15 protein-coding genes are annotated in these 19,126 nt (G+C 67.0%); 7 read left to right on the top strand and 8 right to left on the bottom strand.

Annotated elements, in window-relative coordinates:
- Positions 1–83 precede the first annotated feature (83 nt).
- The gene (locus AC1D14_RS10770; protein ID WP_476968467.1) at positions 84–3,563 is read left to right on the top strand and encodes an SNF2-related protein; all 3,480 of its coding nucleotides are present in this window, start codon (positions 84–86) and stop codon (positions 3,561–3,563) included.
- On the opposite strand, the gene AC1D14_RS10765 is transcribed toward AC1D14_RS10770, so the two are convergent.
- A complete protein-coding gene (locus tag AC1D14_RS10765) occupies positions 3,553–3,984 on the bottom strand; it encodes a hypothetical protein (protein WP_476968466.1) in 432 nt (143 codons plus the stop codon). The two genes, AC1D14_RS10770 and AC1D14_RS10765, sit on opposite strands and share 11 nt — an antisense overlap.
- Before the next feature lie 364 nt (positions 3,985–4,348).
- Here AC1D14_RS10765 and AC1D14_RS10760 point away from each other — a divergent pair, with 364 nt between their 5' ends.
- On the top strand, positions 4,349–4,936 hold the full coding sequence (locus tag AC1D14_RS10760; RefSeq protein ID WP_230121349.1) for an adenylate kinase: 588 nt from the start codon (positions 4,349–4,351) through the stop codon (positions 4,934–4,936).
- A gap of 36 nt (positions 4,937–4,972) precedes the next feature.
- On the opposite strand, the gene AC1D14_RS10755 is transcribed toward AC1D14_RS10760, so the two are convergent.
- Together AC1D14_RS10755 and AC1D14_RS10750 are read right to left on the bottom strand one after the other, a co-directional pair.
- Positions 4,973–5,641, bottom strand: coding sequence for a response regulator (locus AC1D14_RS10755; RefSeq protein WP_230121350.1), 669 nt, complete (start codon positions 5,639–5,641; stop codon positions 4,973–4,975).
- On the bottom strand, positions 5,638–7,230 hold the full coding sequence (locus AC1D14_RS10750; RefSeq protein ID WP_230121356.1) for a sensor histidine kinase: 1,593 nt from the start codon (positions 7,228–7,230) through the stop codon (positions 5,638–5,640). Before AC1D14_RS10750 ends, AC1D14_RS10755 begins: the two co-directional genes overlap by 4 nt.
- A gap of 324 nt (positions 7,231–7,554) precedes the next feature.
- Here AC1D14_RS10750 and AC1D14_RS10745 point away from each other — a divergent pair, with 324 nt between their 5' ends.
- The 5 genes from AC1D14_RS10745 (at position 7,555) to AC1D14_RS10725 (ending at position 12,324) form a co-directional block, all read left to right on the top strand.
- Positions 7,555–8,565, top strand: a complete 1,011-nt coding sequence (locus AC1D14_RS10745; RefSeq protein ID WP_476968465.1) for a Bug family tripartite tricarboxylate transporter substrate binding protein — start codon at positions 7,555–7,557, stop codon at positions 8,563–8,565.
- Entirely contained in the window at positions 8,562–9,065 is a 504-nt protein-coding gene (locus tag AC1D14_RS10740; protein WP_230121352.1) for a tripartite tricarboxylate transporter TctB family protein, read from the top strand. The genes AC1D14_RS10745 and AC1D14_RS10740 overlap by 4 nt, the downstream gene beginning before the upstream one ends.
- On the top strand, positions 9,066–10,751 hold the full coding sequence (locus tag AC1D14_RS10735; protein WP_476968464.1) for a tripartite tricarboxylate transporter permease: 1,686 nt from the start codon (positions 9,066–9,068) through the stop codon (positions 10,749–10,751).
- Positions 10,748–11,143 carry a universal stress protein gene (locus tag AC1D14_RS10730; protein ID WP_230121354.1) on the top strand — a complete coding sequence of 132 codons (396 nt, stop codon included), beginning with the start codon at positions 10,748–10,750 and terminating at the stop codon, positions 11,141–11,143. The genes AC1D14_RS10735 and AC1D14_RS10730 overlap by 4 nt, the downstream gene beginning before the upstream one ends.
- Before the next feature lie 218 nt (positions 11,144–11,361).
- Positions 11,362–12,324: a D-2-hydroxyacid dehydrogenase family protein gene (locus tag AC1D14_RS10725; RefSeq protein WP_476968463.1), complete on the top strand. Its 963-nt coding sequence runs from the start codon at positions 11,362–11,364 to the stop codon at positions 12,322–12,324.
- Positions 12,325–12,369: 45 nt separating this feature from the next.
- Here the strand turns inward: AC1D14_RS10725 and AC1D14_RS10720 are convergent, their stop codons facing one another.
- The 5 genes from AC1D14_RS10720 to dnaK form a co-directional block, all read right to left on the bottom strand.
- Positions 12,370–15,027 (bottom strand): PEP/pyruvate-binding domain-containing protein, encoded by a 2,658-nt coding sequence (locus tag AC1D14_RS10720; protein ID WP_476968462.1) that lies wholly within the window; start codon positions 15,025–15,027, stop codon positions 12,370–12,372.
- Positions 15,028–15,123: 96 nt separating this feature from the next.
- Positions 15,124–15,552, bottom strand: a complete 429-nt coding sequence (locus tag AC1D14_RS10715) for a heat shock protein transcriptional repressor HspR (RefSeq protein WP_290369769.1) — start codon at positions 15,550–15,552, stop codon at positions 15,124–15,126.
- A gap of 15 nt (positions 15,553–15,567) precedes the next feature.
- Positions 15,568–16,482: a DnaJ C-terminal domain-containing protein gene (locus AC1D14_RS10710; RefSeq protein WP_476968461.1), complete on the bottom strand. Its 915-nt coding sequence runs from the start codon at positions 16,480–16,482 to the stop codon at positions 15,568–15,570.
- A 67-nt stretch (positions 16,483–16,549) separates the two neighbouring features.
- The gene (locus AC1D14_RS10705; RefSeq protein WP_230119220.1) at positions 16,550–17,218 is read right to left on the bottom strand and encodes a nucleotide exchange factor GrpE; all 669 of its coding nucleotides are present in this window, start codon (positions 17,216–17,218) and stop codon (positions 16,550–16,552) included.
- Positions 17,219–17,220: 2 nt separating this feature from the next.
- Positions 17,221–19,092: a molecular chaperone DnaK gene (dnaK, locus tag AC1D14_RS10700; protein ID WP_230119219.1), complete on the bottom strand. Its 1,872-nt coding sequence runs from the start codon at positions 19,090–19,092 to the stop codon at positions 17,221–17,223.
- Between the last annotated feature and the right edge of the window lie 34 nt (positions 19,093–19,126).

Raw genomic sequence — 19,126 nt, 5'->3', positions numbered from 1 at the left:
GCGAAGTTTCAGGGCACCTCCCGGCTGACTAAGATGGATCAGATAACCTGCAGATTTTTGACCTGCTGAAAGTAGCGCGCACCATGCCATCCAAACCGGACGAGAGTGCGGCACTGGCAATCCAGACACCCGCGATCAACGACCGCTCCCTCGCGGCCGGACTCGCGTATGCCATGGGCAGCCGCGTGTCCGGGATCTCGTTCGACGCCGTCACGGGGCTGATGCTGGGCAAGGTGCGCGGCGGCGCCGAAGTGCCGTATTCGACCACGGCGAAACTCGTGCGGAGAGCCGCAGGCTGGAGCTGCACCGTGGGTGTCTGCAGCTGTCCCGTCCGCAAGGACTGCAAGCATGTGGCCGCGCTGCTGTTCGCCGCCGAGGACAATCCTGCCATCCGTGTGAAGCTGCTGGCTCCGGCGGAGGTTTCCCGGCTGTCGCGCGAGCCGTCCGGTCCGGAGCTCGCGGACTGGGAACAGGCGCTGAGCCCGCTGATTTCACAACCGGGCATTACCCAGTCCGCCGGCGGCATCCCGCTGGCCCTCCAGTTCGAGGTGGAGGAACCGGCCCCGCATTTCTCCTACACCGGCCGCCGGGATCCGCTCCGCAGCGTCCGCCAGCTCAAGGCCCGCCCGGTGATCATGGGGGCCAAGGGCAAGTGGATCCGTGGCGATGTCTCCTGGAACACGCTCAGCTACCTGAATTTCCGGCGCGAATGCAACGAGGCCCACGTGGAGTGGATGCAGGCCTTCCTCGCTGCCCATACCTCGGCCGCCAGCCGGGTGCACTCGTCGTCCGCCCTGTGGCTGGGGATGAACACCTTTGCCGGCAAGAACCTGTGGAGCCTGCTGGATGAGGCCAAGAAGATCGGCGTGGCCCTGGTCCACAGCCGCGGGCAGGAGCCGGTACGGATCGCAGAAGTGCCTGCCGCCGTCGGCCTTAATCTGAGCCGATACGGCTCAGGCGTGGATGGTGCAGCGGTGGATGTCGCAGCGGCGACTGACAACGCGGCGGCGAATGGCGCCAGGTCCAGGACGCCCGACGGCGGCGGGCTGGAGCTTGCGCCCACCATCACCGTTGAGGGCGCGGAGGTGGATCCGGCATCGGTGGGAACCATCGGCCGCCCGGCGCATGGCATCTTCATAACCTCCGGCGGGGATGCGCTGCCCGGCGTTGCGGCGGACACCGTGATCACCCTGGCTCCGCTCGAAAGCGGCCTGAGCGAAGAACTCCTGACGTTCGTCACGGCCGGGAGCACCCTTCACATCCCAGCCCACGACGAAAGCCGCTTCCTTACAGGGTTCTACCCGAAGCTGAAGCAGACGGCCCGGGTTACGGCGTCGGACGAGTCGGTTGAACTGCCCACCCTGGCCATCCCCACCCTGTCCCTGCTGGCCAATTACGGCGCCGACCACCGCCTCAGGCTGCACTGGGAGTGGCACTACAAGTCCGGAAACCTCGTCACCGCGCAGCCGCTCTGGCGGCACCCGGGTGATCACGGCTACCGGGACGACCCCGCCGAAGCGAGGATCCTTGAGGCCGTGGGTCAGCCATGGGATGTTGTGCCGGCGCTGGGTGAATCCGCCACGGGCGGCTGGGGCACGCCGCGGCTTGCGGGCACCGCCGAACTTAGCGGTCTGGACACGCTGGCCTTCACCGAGGAAGTCCTCCCCCGCCTGCAAAACACCGCAGGCGTCGATGTGGACACATCCGGCGACATCGCAGACTACCGCGAGGCCGAGGAAGCCCCGGTGGTGGCGATTTCGACGAAGGCGACGGACCAGCGGGACTGGTTCGACCTCGGCATCGTGATCACCCTTGAGGGCCAACCTGTGTCCTTCGCGGCGCTGTTCTCGGCGCTGGCGGCCGGGCAGACACGCATGCTGCTCCCCAGCGGTGCGTACTTCTCCCTCGACCTCCCCGAGCTGCACCAGCTGCGGGCGCTGATTGATGAAGCCCGTGCACTGCAGGACAACAAGGACGCCCCGCTGCAGATCAGCCGCTTCCAGGCGGGCCTGTGGGACGAGCTGGCGCAGCTGGGAATCGTGGACGAACAGGCGGCCGCCTGGCGTGAGGCGGTAGGCGGACTGCTTGAGGGCGGAGTGAACGGCCTGCCGCTGCCTGCCACGCTGAACGCCGACCTGCGCCCCTACCAGCTGGAGGGCTACAACTGGCTGACCTTCCTGTACCGGCACGGGCTGGGCGGGGTGCTGGCGGACGACATGGGCCTCGGCAAGACCGTCCAGGCTCTGGCGCTGATGTGCGCCGCCAAGGACCACGCCGCTGCTGGTGCTGCTCCGGTTGAGGACACGGCAACGCCCGACGGCGCCGCGCCCTTCCTGGTGGTGGCGCCCACGAGCGTCGTGGGCAACTGGGAGGCGGAGGCCGCGCGCTTCGCGCCGGGCCTCACCGTGCGGGCCATCGGCGAGACCTTCGCGAAGAACGGGGTGGACCCCGCCGAGGCCATGGCCGGGGCGGACATCATCATCACGTCCTATGCGCTGTTCCGGATCGACTACGACGCTTACGCCTCGCGGCAGTGGGCCGGGCTGGTGCTGGACGAGGCGCAGTTCGTGAAGAACCACCAGTCAAAGGCCTACCAGTGCGCCCGCAAGCTGCCGGCTGCGTTCAAGCTCGCCATCACCGGCACCCCGCTGGAGAACAACCTGATGGAGTTCTGGGCGCTGACATCGATCGTGGCGCCCGGCCTGTTCGCGAGTCCCAAGCGGTTCGCCGAGTACTACCAGAAGCCGGTGGAAAAAAACGGTGACAAGGGGCAGCTGGACAAGCTCCGCCGTCGGGTCCGCCCTCTGATGATGCGCCGGACGAAAGAGCAGGTCATCCACGACCTGCCGCCCAAGCAGGAGCAGATCCTTGAAGTGGTGCTGAACCCTCGGCACCAGAAGGTCTACCAGACACACTTGCAGCGGGAACGGCAGAAGATCCTGGGCCTGATCGACGACGTCAATAAAAACCGCTTCACCATTTTCCAATCGCTCACACTGCTGCGGCAGCTGAGCCTGGATGCGTCGCTGGTGGACGCGTCGCTGTCCGGTGTGCGGTCCAGCAAGCTGGACGTCCTGTTCGAACAGCTCGAGGACCTGGTGGCCGAAGGCCACCGGGCGCTGATCTTCAGCCAGTTCACGGGTTTCCTCGGGAAGGTCCGTGAGCGCCTCGTCGAGGAGAACATCGAGTTCTGCTATCTCGACGGCGGAACCCGGAACCGCACCGACGTGGTGAACGAGTTCAAGAACGGCGCGGCCCCGGTGTTCCTGATCAGCCTCAAGGCCGGCGGCTTCGGGCTGAACCTGACCGAGGCCGACTACGTGTTCCTGCTGGACCCGTGGTGGAACCCCGCCTCCGAAGCCCAGGCCGTGGACCGCACGCACCGCATCGGCCAGGCCAGGAACGTGATGGTCTACCGGCTGGTGGCCAAGGACACCATCGAGGAGAAGGTCATGGCGCTGAAGGCGAAGAAGTCGCAGCTCTTCGCCGACGTGATGGAAGGCGATGCCCTGTCCGGCGGTTCGCTGACCGCTGAGGACCTGGCCGGGCTGTTCAACGACTGACAACCTGCCGGGACGACACGAATCGGGCCGCGGCCGGTGTAGTCCGGGGCGGCAGCGCAGCCAGCTTCATGAGCCGCCGGCCCAGCGCCTTGCCCTTGCCCTTCCACCAGCTGTCCTCATCGTTGTCTGTGTACCACCGGTAGGTCACGACGACCAGCACAAACATCCCGGCAGTGACGTCCGGCCATACGCCGGACGCCGCCGCGATCAGCACCTTGATCGCCGTGACCAGGATCGCCGGCGGCGCCAGCGTCCGGAAGACGGTGTTGGCCACGTAGCGGCGGTGGGAACGGGGCACTGAGAGCACCCGGACCATGTCGAAGCAGGCGCACACGACGACGAGGACCTGCCCCAGTGTCAGAAGGACCGTGCCCGGCAGGGAGGCTGCGAATTGCACCGCCGATGCCAGTCCGGAGCTCATGGCCTGCTCCAGGACGATTCAAGACCGGATGCCGCGGATCCTTGCCGGGACCCGGCCCGCCTGCCCGAAAAGTACATTTCGTTGCCCCCGTCACTGTGACTGTTGCCCTGCCAGACCAATTCAACGACCCGCCGAACGCTTAAGTCACCGTGGGCAGCTACCCGTCTTTTGCGCCGCAACTACCCGGAATTACTCGGCAGTACGCAGGCAGTCCGCAGTCGGCGCCTGGGTGCAGCATCCCCGGAAGCGATGCTTGACCCGCTGCCGGCACGCATGTCATGGTTGCAATTCCGGCACCCAGCGCCTCCGTGCGGCGGTCACGCCACCGCGCAACGTCAGCCGACAGACCAGAACGGACAGACGCATGACGAGACTGTTGATCGCTGGCCCTCCCGGGTCGGGCAAAGGCACCCAGGCGCACCGCCTCAGCGAAAAGTTGGGCATCCCGGAGATCTCCACCGGGGACATGTTCCGAAGCCACCTGAGTGACCAAACGCCTCTGGGCAACCAGGCCAAAAAATATCTCGATGCCGGCGACCTTGTGCCCGACCACATCACTACGGCCATGGTGCGGGAGCGGTTGCAGCAGGACGACACGGGGAATGGCTTCCTGCTCGACGGTTACCCCCGAACCCTGAGCCAGATGGAGAACCTGGACGGCATTCTCGAGAGCAGCGGGAAAACCCTGGACGCTGTTCTGGAAGTCACCGCTGATGACGACGAGATCGTCCGCCGGCTCCTGCTCCGTTCCCGGGCCGAAGGGCGCAGCGATGACACCGAGAGCGTCATCCGTCACCGCCTGCAGCTTTACCGCGAAGAGACCCAGCCCGTCATCGCACGCTACGGCCGACGCGGCATACTGGTCTCCGTCGATGGCACCGCCGACGTCGACCACGTCACCGCCAGCGCGCTGAAGGGGATCGAAACCGTCAAAGCGCGGACTGCCACCTGACAGCCGCGCCGGCGCATTTCTCCAGCCGCGGGCGCTTCACACCGCTTTCCACGCATACCGCCGCTCGGGACGTCCGACGCCGTACTTGAGGGTCACATCCACCAGCCCCTCATCGTTGAGGTACTCCAGGTAGCGCCGCGCACTCACCCGGGAAGTGCCGACCAGGACGGCCAGCTCAGCCGCGGAAACGTCCCCCGTGGCCGCGTGCAGCGCCCGCTCCACCACCTGCAGCGTCTCGGCGCTGCATCCCTTCGGCAGTGGCCGGTCCCCGCGCTCCAGGCCGAATACCCGGTTGACGTCGGCCTGTTCCGCCACATCTTTCGAGGAGGCAAGGCTCTGGTAGGCATTCCGGTAATGCTCCAGGCGTTCCTGCAGGTCCGTCTGGGAGAACGGCTTGATCAGGTAATGCACGATCCCGCCGCGCAGGGCACGCCGCACCGTCTCCACTTCCCGGGCGGCGCTGATGACCAGGACGTCCAGCTCGGGCGCCACCTCCCGCAGGCGGTGCATCAGGTCAAGCCCGTTGATGTCCGGGAGATGGATGTCCAGCAGTACGAGGTCAGGCTGGAGCCTGGTCGTTTCCAGAATCGCCTGGGCCCCGGTATGGGCAACCCCGACGACGGCGAAACCCGGCGTGCGCTGGATGAATCCGGCGTGGACTTTGGCAACCATGAAGTCGTCGTCAACAATCAGGACACTGATCATGGCCGCCCTCCCTTACCCTTGTGACCGATGGGAAAAAGCTCCGCCGTGAAAACTGCGCCGGCGTCGTTGTGTACCGTGAGTCGTCCGCCCCTGCGCTGGCAGACCACCCGCGCAAGCGCGAGGCCGTAGCCGCGGCCGCCGTCGGACGAATTCTTGGTGCTGAATCCCTGCCGGAAGATGTCATCCATGACGTCCGCCGGGACGCCCGGACCGGAGTCCCGCACCACCACCCGCACACCGCCGTCGGCCTCCTCGATGAGCACCTCCGCCTCGGCGTCGAAAGCGGCATTCGTGACTGCATCGAGCGCGTTGTCCACGAGGTTGCCCACCACGGTGGTGAGGTCCCGGGACAGCTCCTCATCCACTCTGCCCAGCCTGGAGTCCGGCGCAAGTTCCAGCGAAACGCCGCGCTCGGCGGCAAGGCTCGACTTCGCGATGAGCAGGGCTGCCAGGGCTGGATCTTCAATCCGGCTGGTCACTTCATCGTTGAGGCGCGTGCGGTTGGACGTCGTGCCGTTCACGAACTGGACGACGGCGTCATACTCGCCGATCTGGATCAGCCCGGAAATCGTATGGAGCTGGTTGGCGAATTCATGCGCCTGCGCGCGGAGGGTGTCCGTGGCCGTCCGCGTCGTGCCAAGCTCCCGTTCGAGGGAGGCCAGTTCCGTCCGGTCGCGCAGCGTGGTCACCGAACCGATGACGCGCCCGTGCGAGCGCATGGGCATCCGGTTCAGCACCAGCAGGTTCTCCCCCACCAAGACCAGGCGGTCCGGACCGGGCTGGTCCTGCGTCAGCACTTCCTTCAGGGCGGGCTGCACCCTCAGGCTGCCAAGACTCTTGCCCACGCAGTCGTCGGGCAGGCCCAGCAGGCGCCGGGCACTGTCATTGACCACAGAGATCCGCTGTTGGGGGTCGAGCGCCACCACTCCCTCCTTGAGTCCGTGGAGCATGGCTTCGCGGTTCTCGACGAGGCCGGTGATCTCATCCGGCTCCATGCCCAGGGTCTGACGCTTGACCCGCCGGGCCAGCAGCAGCGATCCCGCCACACCCAGGACGCTGGCAACGCCCAGGTAGGTCAGCAGGTTCGGAACGGCATCGCCCAGCCGCTCCAGAACGGACGGGAAGTTCCTGCCGACGGCGGCTATGCCGACCATCTTGCCCCGGTCGTCCAGCACTGGCACGTGAGCCGAGAGCGCTTCCGAGGCCCCGCTCCCCACCAATCCGGTCCAGGCCCGCCCGGACATCACCACGCTGTCGCCGAGCTCCATCTCGCGGCCCTCCTGTGATGGGTCCCAGGACGTCACTACCGTCCTGTCAGCGCGGGCCAGGGTAACCTGCGAGGAACCCGAGATGGTCCGCACCGACTCTGCAACCGAGGGGAGTGCGGACCCGCTGCCCGGCTGGGCGTTTGCCAGCAGGCTGCGGACCGTCGGATTGGCAGCCAGAGTCTCGGCGGCCGACAGCGCACGGCGCCCTTCGATCCGTTCAAAGGTTGCAGCGGACTGCGCCAGCGAGATTGCCACCACCGCCACCAGCACTGCCAGCACAATCAGCAGCTGGAGCCTGAGATACTGCCCCGCGAGGGACATTCCTCGCCGTCGAGTCATGTGCTGCTGTCTTCCTTGTGTTTTCAGGTGGGGCGGGAGGTCTTCACCGCGCCCGCGGTTCCGCGCCGTCTGCATCGCGGTGGGGTGAACTATACCCCACACGGGCCGGCTGATTTTCGCCGGCATGCGAGGCTTCTTCGAGCGCTACCGCGGCTCCGTTTGCGCCCCGTTGCACGTCTGGTTGCAGCCCGGAAACGTGAACGCAATGAACTTAACTTTCTCTGGTTACACAAGAGTGAGCCGCATCACTTTGGGCCCTAGCATCGGAGAACCCCGATCAAATGGATCAACGAGAAGAGGAACAACATGCGCGGATTCAGCGCATTGCGCGTAGCTGCGGTCGCTGCAGGCATCGCCCTATTGGCTACAGGCTGCGGAGCAACCGGCAAGACTGCCGCAGGCCCGTCCACCGCCGCTGCGGACAGCTCCCCCCTGGCGGGGCTGCGCATCATGGTGCCCAACACTCCCGGTGGTGGCTACGACACCACGGCCCGAGCAGCGGCGAAGGTCCTCGAAGACGAGAAGCTCGCCACGAACCCGGAGGTCTTCAACCTGGCCGGCGCAGGCGGCACGGTGGGCCTGGCCCGCATCGTGAACGAAAAGGCCAACGGCGACCTCACCATGCTGATGGGTCTGGGCGTCGTCGGAGCCAGCTACACCAACAGGTCCGAGTCGAAGCTGACCGAGACCACTCCACTGGCCCGCCTCATCGAGGAGCCGGGCGCCATCATGGTGTCCAAGGACTCGCCGTACAAGACCATCGACGACCTCGTGGCCGCCTGGAAGAAGGACCCGTCCAAGGTAAGCGTGGGCGGCGGCTCCTCCCCCGGCGGCCCGGACCACCTCCTGCCCATGCAGCTCGCGGGTGCGGTGGGCATCGACGCCACCAAGGTCAACTTTGTCTCCTACGACGGCGGCGGTGACTTGCTCCCCGCCATCCTCGGCAACAAGCTGGGCTTTGCTGCCTCAGGCGCCGGGGAATACCTCCAGCAGATCAAGACCGGAGACATCCGCGTCCTGGCCACCAGCGGCGAAAAGAAGCTTGAGGGCGTGGATGCCCCCACGCTCAAGGAGTCCGGCATCGACCTGGTCTTCACGAACTGGCGCGGCATCGTGGCTCCTCCCGGAATCAGCGACGCCGACCGTGACGCCCTGATCGCCACCCTCAAGAAGATGCACGAGTCGGCGTCCTGGAAGGAAACCCTGAAGACCCACAGCTGGTCCGACGCCTTCATCACCGGTGACGAATTCAAGTCTTTCCTCACGGAACAGGACAAGCGCGTTGCCGACGTTCTGACGAAGCTCGGCCTGGCGTGACCTCCTTGTCATCCCGCCTCAAAGGCCGCTCCGAGCTGGGCGTCGCCGCCCTGCTCGGGGCGGCCGGCGCCCTGGTCCTCCTGGATGCAGCGCGCCTGGTCACGCCCTACTCCCAGTCGGACCCCGTGGGCCCCAAGACCCTGCCCGTCATCGTGGGAGCGCTCCTGCTCGTCTCCGCCGTGATGCTGGCCGTGAATGTCCTCCGCGGCGGCCACGGCGAGGCCGAAGCCGGGGAAGACGTCGACCTGAGTCATCCCGCGGACTGGAAGACCGTCCTCCCGCTGGCCGGCGCCTTCATCGCCAACATCCTTCTGATCGACTGGGCCGGCTGGGTCATCTCCGGAACGGTGCTCTTCTGGGGCAGCGTCTGGGCCCTCGGAAGCCGCCACTATGTCCGCGACGGGCTCATCTCGCTGGCCCTGGCGCTGCTGACGTTCTACGGCTTCTACCTCGGCCTGGGCATCGCCCTTCCGGCCGGACTCCTTGAAGGGATTCTCTAGATGGACATCCTGTCCTCACTGATGGACGGGTTCGCAACGGCGCTGACCCCCATCAACCTCCTCTACGCCCTGATCGGCGTCATCCTCGGCACTGCAGTCGGCGTCCTCCCCGGCATCGGACCGGCCATGACCGTGGCCCTGCTCCTGCCGGTGACCTACGTCCTGGAGCCAACCAGCGCCTTCATCATGTTCGCCGGCATCTACTACGGCGGCATGTACGGCGGCTCCACCACCTCCATCCTGCTCAACACTCCGGGTGAGTCGTCGTCCGTGATTACCGCGATCGAGGGCAACAAGATGGCCAAGGCAGGCAGGGCCGCGCAGGCCCTGGCCACGGCAGCCATCGGCTCCTTTGTGGCCGGCACCATCGGCACGGCGCTACTGGTGGTTTTCGCCCCCATCGTGGTCCAGTTCGCAGTCAGCCTCGGCTCCCCCAGCTACTTCGCCATCATGATCCTGGCCCTGTTGGCCGTCACCGCCGTCCTGGGCGCTTCCCGGCTGCGCGGCTTTGCCTCGCTGGGTCTCGGCCTGGCCATCGGCCTCGTGGGCATCGATTCCGTCAGCGGTCAGCGGCGCCTCACCTTCGGCCAGCCGCTGCTGGCCGACGGGCTGGACATCGTGGTGGTCGCCGTCGCCATCTTCGCCGTCGGCGAGGCCCTGTGGGTGGCGGCGCACCTGCGCCGCACTCCGCTGCAGATCATTCCCGTCGGCCGGCCCTGGATGGGCAAGGAAGACTGGAAGCGGTCCTGGAAACCCTGGCTGCGCGGGACGGCCCTCGGCTTCCCCTTCGGCGCGCTCCCAGCCGGCGGCGCGGAGATCCCCACCTTCCTCTCCTACGTGACCGAGAAGCGGCTTTCGAAGCACCCGGAGGAGTTCGGCAAGGGCGCCATCGAAGGCGTCGCCGGACCCGAAGCGGCCAACAACGCCGCGGCAGCGGGCACCCTGACCCCGATGCTCGCCCTCGGTTTGCCCACCAACGCCACGGCCGCCGTCATGCTCGCCGCCTTCGTCCAGTTCGGCATCCAGCCCGGACCCCTCCTGTTCGCCAACGAAGGCCCGCTGGTCTGGGCGCTGATCGCCAGCCTGTTCATCGGCAATACGCTGTTGCTGCTGGTCAACCTTCCGCTGGCCCCGGTGTGGGCGAAGCTCCTGCGGCTCCCCCGCCCGTACCTTTACGCCGGCATCCTGTTCTTCGCCACCCTGGGCGCGTACTCCGTGAACCTCCAGTCGTTTGACCTGGTGATCCTGCTGGTCCTGGGCGCCCTCGGCTTCATGATGAGGCGCTACGGCCTGCCGGTGCTGCCCCTCATTCTCGGCGTGATACTGGGGCCGCGCCTGGAAAAGCAGCTCCGTCAGACGCTGCAGCTCTCCGCCGGCGACGTCTCCGGACTCTGGAGCGAGCCGATCGCCGTCGTCGTGTACATCCTGGTGGGAATCATCCTGGTCTGGCCGCTGCTGCTGAAGACGTGGCGCCGCGCCCGCCCCCGCCAGCTGGCAGCCGTCGGTACTTTCGCTGACAGCCCCCTTGTGGACGGCCCCCTCGCGGACAGCCCTACGGCGGCACGGTCGACGGCGCACAGCCCGACGGCGGCCGACTCAACGGCGGCCCGCGACAGGCAGGCAGTTGCCACCGACGGCCAGGAAAACGCGGACACCCACGTCAGCAACGGACAGGAGAAACAGTGAGCATCATCGTCGGGTACGTTCCCACGGCAGAGGGCGCAGCAGCCCTGGACCGGGCGATCGCCGAGGCCCGGAGAAACCAGAGCCGGCTCGTCATCATCAATTCCTCGCGGGGCGACGCCCTGGTGGACAAACGCTACGTCCAGGCCGAGGACCTCAACGCAGTCACCGAGCGGCTGGAACGAGAGGGTGTAGAGCATCTCGTGCTGCAGCCGGTCCGCGGGAATGATGCAGCCAACGAGGTGCTGGAAGCCGCAGAGAAGTACCGCGCCGACCTGATTGTCATCGGCCTCCGGAAGCGCACGCCGGTGGGAAAGCTGATCATGGGCAGCACGGCGCAGCAGATCCTGCTCGAAGCCTCCTGCCCGGTGCTGGCGGTCAAGGCCGGCGCCTGACGCTGCGGCGGAGTAATCACCAGCCCGCCACACGCACCCCGTCAACAACCACGCCTCGGGCCGGTGTCCGATCCATTGGGATCCGGATACCGGCCCGAGGCGCTTTGAAAGGACCATCATGACTGTTTGCGCCCCCGATCTCCGGGCCCGTCCAACGTGGCCGCCCCGTGAACCCGTGGCCAACTGGGCAACGCTCAACCGTCCGGTACCGTAAAGCCATGAACCAGTACCGGCTAGCCATTCTGGACGACTATCAAGGCGTCGCGGAGGACTTCGCCCCGTGGAGCTCCCTGACGCAGCGGGGCGTCGCCGTTACGGTGTTCGGCGGGCATTTCGCCTCTGAAGCCGAAACCGCGGCGGCCCTCGCGGACTTTGACATCGTCATAGCCATGCGGGAGCGCACGCCGTTTCCCCGCAGCGTCATCGGGCAGCTGCCCCGGCTGAAACTGCTGGTGACCACGGGCGCCGCCAATGCGGCCATCGATCTGGAGGCGGCAACCGACCACGGCATCGTGGTGTGCGGCACCGGCGGCTCACCCACAGCCGCGCCTGAACTGACGTGGGCACTGCTGCTGGCTTTCGCCCGGAACCTGACCGCGGAAGAGGCCTCCTTGCGCTCCGGCCACTGGCAGACCGCCATCGGTTTCGAGCTGTCCGGAAAGACCCTGGGAATTGTCGGGCTGGGAAAGATCGGGAAGCGCATCGCCGCCTACGGCCGCGCCTTCGGGATGGACGTGCTGGCCTGGAGCCAGAATCTGACGGAGGAAACCGCCGCGGCGGCCGGCGCCCGCAGGGTCAGCAAGGAAGAACTCTTCATAGAGTCCGACGTCGTGTCCCTGCACCTGCGCCTGTCGCCGCGTTCGGAGGGGACGGTTGGCGAACGCGAGCTGCAGCTCCTCGGCCCCGAAGGTGTCCTGGTCAACACCGCCCGCGGCGCGCTCGTCGACGAGACTGCTCTCGTCTCCGCCCTGCAGGAGGGGTGGATCCGCGGGGCGGCCATTGACGTGTTCGACCAGGAACCGCTGCCGGCAGGACACGCCCTGCTGGCCGCGCCCCGGACGCTCCTGACGCCCCATCTGGGCTATGTCACACAGGAGAGCTACCGGGCCTTCTTCGGCGGCGCGATCGAGGATGTAACTGCCTGGCTGGACGGCGCCCCGGTCCGGACGCTGACGCCCTGACGAACCGCAGCGGTCACGCGGTCCGGGAGGGCCGCCGTCGGGCGTTCATTCCCGTTCAACCGTGACGGTGCCGGCATCGCCGTCCACGTGGATTAGCTGGCCGCTGGCCAGACGCTGGCTGGCCACGCCGGTGCCGAGAACCGCGGGGATGCCGTACTCCCGGGCCACGATTGAGCTGTGGCTCAAAGGGCCTCCAACGTCGGTGACCACCGCCGAAGCCATGGCGAACAGCGGAGTCCAGGCCGGAGTGGTCATGCGGGCGACGAGCACCTCACCGGGCTGCATGGTGGCGAAGTCTTCGGGGCCGGCCAGCAGCCGTGCTGGCGCGGTCACCTGACCTGAGCTGGCGCCGGTCCCCGAGATCCGGTCGCCGCGCTGCTGCTGGGAACCGGCCGGCATCATCTTTCCGAACGCACGGTCTGCCCAGCGGCTTTCGGGGAGCATCTGCGGCGCCGCGGCCTTCCGCTGCCCGCGCCACAGCATCTTGCGCTGGGCCACGGCCTCCGCGCGGACGGGCTGCCCGGCACCGCTGATGGCCGCACCGGGAGTGGCCAGTCCGAAGTCGATGGCATGTCGGAGTTCGTCGAGCCGCAGCCAGAAGATGTCCCCGGGCTCTGTGATGACGCCCGAGCCGACCAGCCGTTGTCCAAGCTCCAACAGCATCCGCCGCATCAGCGGCCAGGCCAGGCCGATGTCCGCCAAGGCATCCTCACGGACGGGCGCTGCCTTCTGTGCCCAGCGCAGCAGCCGGTCGAACGAGGCGCGCCGGGCGGGATCCAGCCGCTCCCGGACCAGCCGGCTCTGGTCCTCCCGGCGGGACGCCGAGAGCTGCTGGCGCTGGTAGGGGTCGTTGCCCTGCCCGCGCACGAAGAATTTCAGGGTTTCCAGCAAGGCCGAAGGATCATCGGCCGGAACCGGATTGACGAAGTCAAGGTTGTAGACGGCGTGTCCGAATTGGTCCAGATGCCGCTGAAACCGCTTGGTCCACTGCTCCCACGCGGCGGGGTCGACGCCTGCTGGCGGAGTCCCCGTGCGGACTGCCGCCGCTACCGCGGCGGCAGAACCCTCCGTGATGGCGGCGGCAAGATTCGGGCGTCCACGGGCCCAGGCCGCCAGGTCGTAGAGCGACTTCTCCGCCCGGATGGGCTCACTGTCATAACCCAGCAGGAAAGTCTGGCCCGCCGGGTCGCCGTCGCGGCGGACCAGCCGGTCATAAAACGCCCGGAACAGGATCTCACTCGTTGCCGCGATCGGAATGACCGACTGCACCGCGGTGTAGTACACGGTGCCGGCGTCCAGCAGGGCCGAGATCCCCTTGAACAGTTCCGACGCCGGCAGGTCCGTCAGCGGCTTGGATGCCCACGACTTCACTATGCCCCGGTAGCGGGGGTGGGAATGGTCCCGCCATCCCCTGATGCCCATATGCGCCTTGCCGCGGGCCAACGCGGCAACGGCGGTCAGGGACTTGCCCATCACCCGCCACATTCCGGCGGAGCTGTAGTAGTAATACGCATATCCGTTAATCGTGGGCAGGGACACGTCTCCGTCCCGCACGACGTCGCTGCCGACCGCCTCCCTCAGCAGCGCCTTGAGGGACCGGGTCACCGAGCCGTCGATGAGGTCGGCGAACAGCGGTGAGAGCGGATCCGGCAACTGCTCCACAATGCTCGCCCGGAAGTACAGACCCTTCGGATAGGGCAACTCCCAGTCAGTCGGGGTATCGGCCGACGGTTCAGGCAGCGCGGTGATCGGCCTGGCCTGCACGATGAAGAACTCCCCGCCCGCCCGCGCCCATTCAATGTCCTGCGGCGCCGCGAAATGCTCCGCGATGGCCGTTCCCTGGCGCGCCAGAGCGGCCGCCGCGGCGTCGTCGAGCACCGGCTCCCGGCGCTTCGGCTCCGGGACCGGCTGCTCAGCGGTCCCATCTTTGGAGTAGGCCATCATGACCTCTTTGTCAGCAGTGAGCCGCGACAGGATCCGGCCCGCGGCAGGGTCCACCACGATGTCGTCGGTGGTCACGGCACCGCTGACCACGGACTCCCCCAGCCCCCAGGAGGCACTGACCACCACCTGGTCGCGGCGGCCGTTGGCCGGGTTGGCAGTGAACATCACTCCGGCGGAGTCGGACTCGACCATCTGCTGGATCACAACCGCCAGCCGCACTGTGGCCGGGTCGAGGCCTTCGCGGGCCCGGTAGGCCATGGCGCGGGCGTTCCACAGCGATGCCCAGCAGGCAATGACCGAGGCAGCCACGGCCTCAGCACCGCGGATGTTCAGGTAGGTGTCCTGCTGGCCGGCGAAGCTTGCGGAGGCCAGGTCTTCGGCCGTGGCCGAGGACCGGACCGCCACCGGGATATCCTCACCCGAGGCGTCCGGAAGGGCGTGGCCGAGACGGCTGTAGGCCTCGCTGAGTTCGCGGGCGATTCCGGGTGGCATCACGCGGTCCGAAAACAGGGAGCGGATCTGCTGCGCCGCACCGTCGTAGTCCTGCTGCGGCGCGTCGGCGGGAAGAGTGGCAAGTTCCAGGATCCGCGCACCGAGTCCGTTGGCCTCGACGAAGTCAGCGTAGGCGGCTGTGGTGAGCACGAAGCCCCGTGGCACATGAAACCCTGCCTGGGTGAGTTCGCCGAGGTTGGCTCCCTTGCCTCCGGCTTCCTCCACGTCGCCGCGCCCGAGCTGGTCAAAGTCCTTGATGTAGGTCACGACCGTGCATCCCTTCTGCCCGGGCCACTTACGCCCTGAACGAGACGCCGCGCTGCGCCTGGTTCATCCCATTCTGGCATGCAGGATCACAGCGATCTATGGGTTGTTCGCTCCCCGGGGGCGCCACACCACCACGGCCTGTGACCGTGGCCGGGGCCGCTGGCCGCGGGCAAGGCTGACGACGTCCCCGGCGGCACCGGCGGCAAAGATCCGGGAGTCAATGGAGTCTCGACGTCGGGCGAGTTCCTCGGTCAGCTCGCCCACCCGCCGCTGCAGCGCGGCCACCTGGTTCTCCAGTTGCAGGATGCGCTTGATGCCTTCGAGGGAGACGCCTTCCTGGGACAGGCGCTGCACCTCGCGCAGCATGTTGACATCCCGCTGCGAGTACCGGCGGGACTTGCCCGGCGCACGGCTGGGCGAGACGATGCCCAGCCGGTCATACTGGCGAAGCGTCTGCGGGTGCATGTCAGCCAGTTCGGCCGCCACCGAGATGACGAAGATCGGCTGATCGAAGTTAATGTCCACGGCTGACGCCCGTTTCTAGAGCCGGGCCTTGGCTGCCAGGCCCTCGCGGACGTCCGCGCCGGCGGTGGCGGCGGCAAACGCCTTCACGGCCTCCTCGGCTTCCTTGCTCAGGTTCTTCGGAACGGCGACGTCGATCGTCACCAGCAGGTCGCCGGTGCCCTTGGAGGTCTTCACGCCGCGGCCCTTGACCCGGAGAGTGCGCCCCGCGGGCGTGCCAGCGGGAACGCGGACCCGGACATGCTCGCCGTCGATCGTGGGAACCTCGATGTCGGCGCCCAGAGCAGCTTCCGCGAAGGTGACCGGCACGTGGATGCGGAGGTTGTCGCCGTCGCGCGTGTAAAAGTCGTGGTGTTTGACGTTGACCGTCACCATGAGATCGCCGTTGCCCGCGGGACCGTACTGGCCCTTTCCGCGGACGCGGACCTTCTGGCCGTCCTTGATGCCGGCCGGAACACGGACGTCGATGACTTCTCCGTCCGGCTCGCGCAGGCCGATGGTGGTGCCGCGGATGGAACCGGCGAAGGAGATGCTGGTGGTTGCCGTGCGGTCCGCACCCTTCTGCGGCGCGCGCTGGTACCCGGCAGGACCCCCGGCGCCGCCAAAGCCGCCGCCGAACAGGTCGGCGAACTCGGGCGGGACGCCGCCGGGCGTGCTGAAGCCGCCGGATTGGCGTCCGGCGTTGCCGGTGAAGAGCCCGCCAAAAAGGTCCTCGAAGCCGCCGTTGGCCGTGCTTCCGGCACCGTGCGGAGCGAACCGTGCCCCGCCGCCCATGGCCCGGATGGCGTCATACTGCTGGCGCTCCTCGGGGTCGGACAGCACGGAGTACGCCTCAGAGATGTCCTTGAACTTCTTCTCCGAAGCAGCGTCACCGGAGTTCGTATCCGGGTGGTGCTGGCGCGCGAGCTTCCGGGTCCTTACGGACCAAGCCACCACGCTCCGGCAGGCCCGATGCCACTCCCAGGGCCCATGTTCCGCTTCGCGATCGTGTCAGCTCACCTTATGCAGGGACTGCCACGATAACCTGTGCCGCGCGGAGGACGCGCTCGCCTGACTTGTAGCCGGATCGGAGCACCTGGCTGACGGTGTCAACCTCGATGTCCGCGCCGGGCTGCTGGATGAGGGCCTCGTGGATCGTGGGATCGAATTCCACGCCGGTCTCATCGATGCGCACCAGGCCGTACGTCTTGAGCGCGTTCTCCAGCTTGGCGGCGATCGCGGCGAACGGGCCGTCGGTCAGGTCACCGTGCTGGCGGGCGGCGTCGACGTCGTCGAGCACCGGCAGCAGCGAGTTCAGGACGCCGATGACGGCCATCTCCCCTGCCACGGCACGGTCGCGTTCGACGCGCTTGCGGTAGTTGACGTACTCCGCCTGGAGGCGCAGCAGATCGTTCTTCAGCTCCGCAGCAGCCGCGGCGTCAGTTCCCTGGGCCACGGATTCCTCCGCCGGCACCTCCACCTGGTTGAGGATTTCCTCAGCCTGGGCGAGGGCGTCGCCGTTCGAATCCGCGGAAGCACCAGCCGGATCGGCGGGCTGCTCTCCCTCGGGGTGGCGGGCCTGCCCGGTCACCGGGTCCACCTTGCGGTGGTCCCGGATAACAGGCTCGTCGCGCTGCCCGCCCTGATCCCGGGAAGAGCTGTGCTCTTCTTCGTTACCGTGATGAGGCATGGCTACTTCTTCTCTTCTTCGTCAACGATTTCGGCGTCGACGATATCTTCATCTGAAGAACCTGCCTTGTCGCCGGCCGGGGCGCCTTCGGCACCTGCTGCGCCGGTGGCGCCGTCCGGGGAACCGGCCTGGGCGTAGATGGCTTCGCCGAGCTTGGTCTGGGAAGCCTGCAGCTTCTCAAACGCGGTCTTTACGGCCGCGTCATCGGTGCCTTCGAGTGCCTTCTTGAGGGCGTCGACGTCGGCCTGGACCTCGGTCTTGACCTCTTCGGGCAGCTTGTCCTTGTTGTCCGCGATCAGCTTGTCCACGGAGTAGGCGAGCTGTTCGGCGGTGTTGCGGGTGTCGGTTGCCTCGCGGCGTGCCTTGTCCTCGGCTGCGTGCTCCTCGGCGTCCCGGACCATGCGCTCGATGTCGTCCTTGGAAAGCGCGGTGCCGCCGGTGATGGTCATGGACTGTTCCTTGCCGGTGCCCTTGTCCTTTGCGGAGACGTGCACGATTCCGTTGGCGTCGATGTCGAAGGTGACCTCGATCTGCGGAACGCCGCGCGGGGCCGGAGCGATGCCGGTCAGTTCGAACGTGCCCAGCGGCTTGTTGTCGCGGGTGAATTCACGCTCGCCCTGGAAGACCTGGATGGCCACGGACGGCTGGTTGTCATCCGCCGTGGTGAAGGTCTCGGAACGCTTGGTGGGGATGGCCGTGTTGCGCTCGATCAGGTGCGTCATCACACCGCCCTTGGTTTCAATGCCAAGGGACAGCGGCGTGACGTCGATCAGGAGAACGTCCTTACGTTCGCCCTTGAGCACGCCTGCCTGCAAGGCTGCGCCTACGGCCACAACCTCATCCGGGTTGACGCCCTTGTTCGGCTCCTTGCCGCCGGCCAGTTCCTTCACGAGGTCGTAGACGGCAGGCATACGGGTGGAACCGCCGACGAGCACGATGTGGTCGATGTCGGAGAGCTTGATGCCGGCTTCCTTGATGACGTCGTGGAACGGCTTCTTGGTGCGCTCGAGCAGGTCCTTGGTGAGGTCCTGGAACTTGGCGCGGGTCAGCTGCTCGTCCAGGTGGACGGGGCCGTCGGGGGTGACGGACAGGTACTGGAGGGAGACGTTGGTGCTGGAGGAGGAGGAGAGTTCCTTCTTGGCCTGCTCGGCAGCTTCACGGAGGCGCTGCAGGGCGATCTTGTCCTTGGACAGGTCGATGCCCTTGACCTTGAGCTGGTTCAGCAGGTACTCAACGACGCGGTTGTCCCAGTCATCGCCGCCGAGGCGGTTGTCACCGGCGGTGGCGCGCACCTGGATGGTGGAGAAGTCATCTTCGTCCTTGCCGACTTCCAGCAGGGAGACGTCGAACGTGCCGCCGCCGAGGTCGAAGACCAGGATGAGTTCGTCTTCCTTGCCCTTGTCCAAGCCATAGGCGAGGGCGGCCGCGGTGGGCTCGTTGACGATGCGCAGGACGTTGAGGCCCGCGATTTCGCCGGCCTCCTTGGTGGCCTGGCGCTCGGCATCGTTGAAGTAGGCCGGAACGGTGATCACGGCGTCGGTGACCTTTTCACCGAGGTAGGACTCGGCGTCGTTCTTCAGCTTCATCAGCACGCGTGCGGAGATTTCCTGCGCGGTGTACTTCTTGTCGTCGATCTGCACGCCCCAGTCGGTGCCCATGTGGCGCTTGACGGAGGCGATGGTGCGATCGATGTTGTTGACGGCCTGGCGCTTGGCGATCTCGCCGACCAGGACTTCGCCGGACTTGGAGAACGCAACGACGGACGGCGTGGTGCGGCCACCCTCGGCGTTGGCAATAACGGTGGGCTCGCCACCTTCGAGAACGGAGACGACGGAGTTGGTGGTTCCGAGGTCAATACCTACTGCACGTGACATGTGTTGCTTCCTTCTTTCTTGGAAACTGTGTGGC

The sequence above is a fragment of the Arthrobacter sp. P1_B11 genome, assembly GCF_056406715.1.
This window is presented reverse-complemented; position numbering and strand designations above follow the sequence as displayed.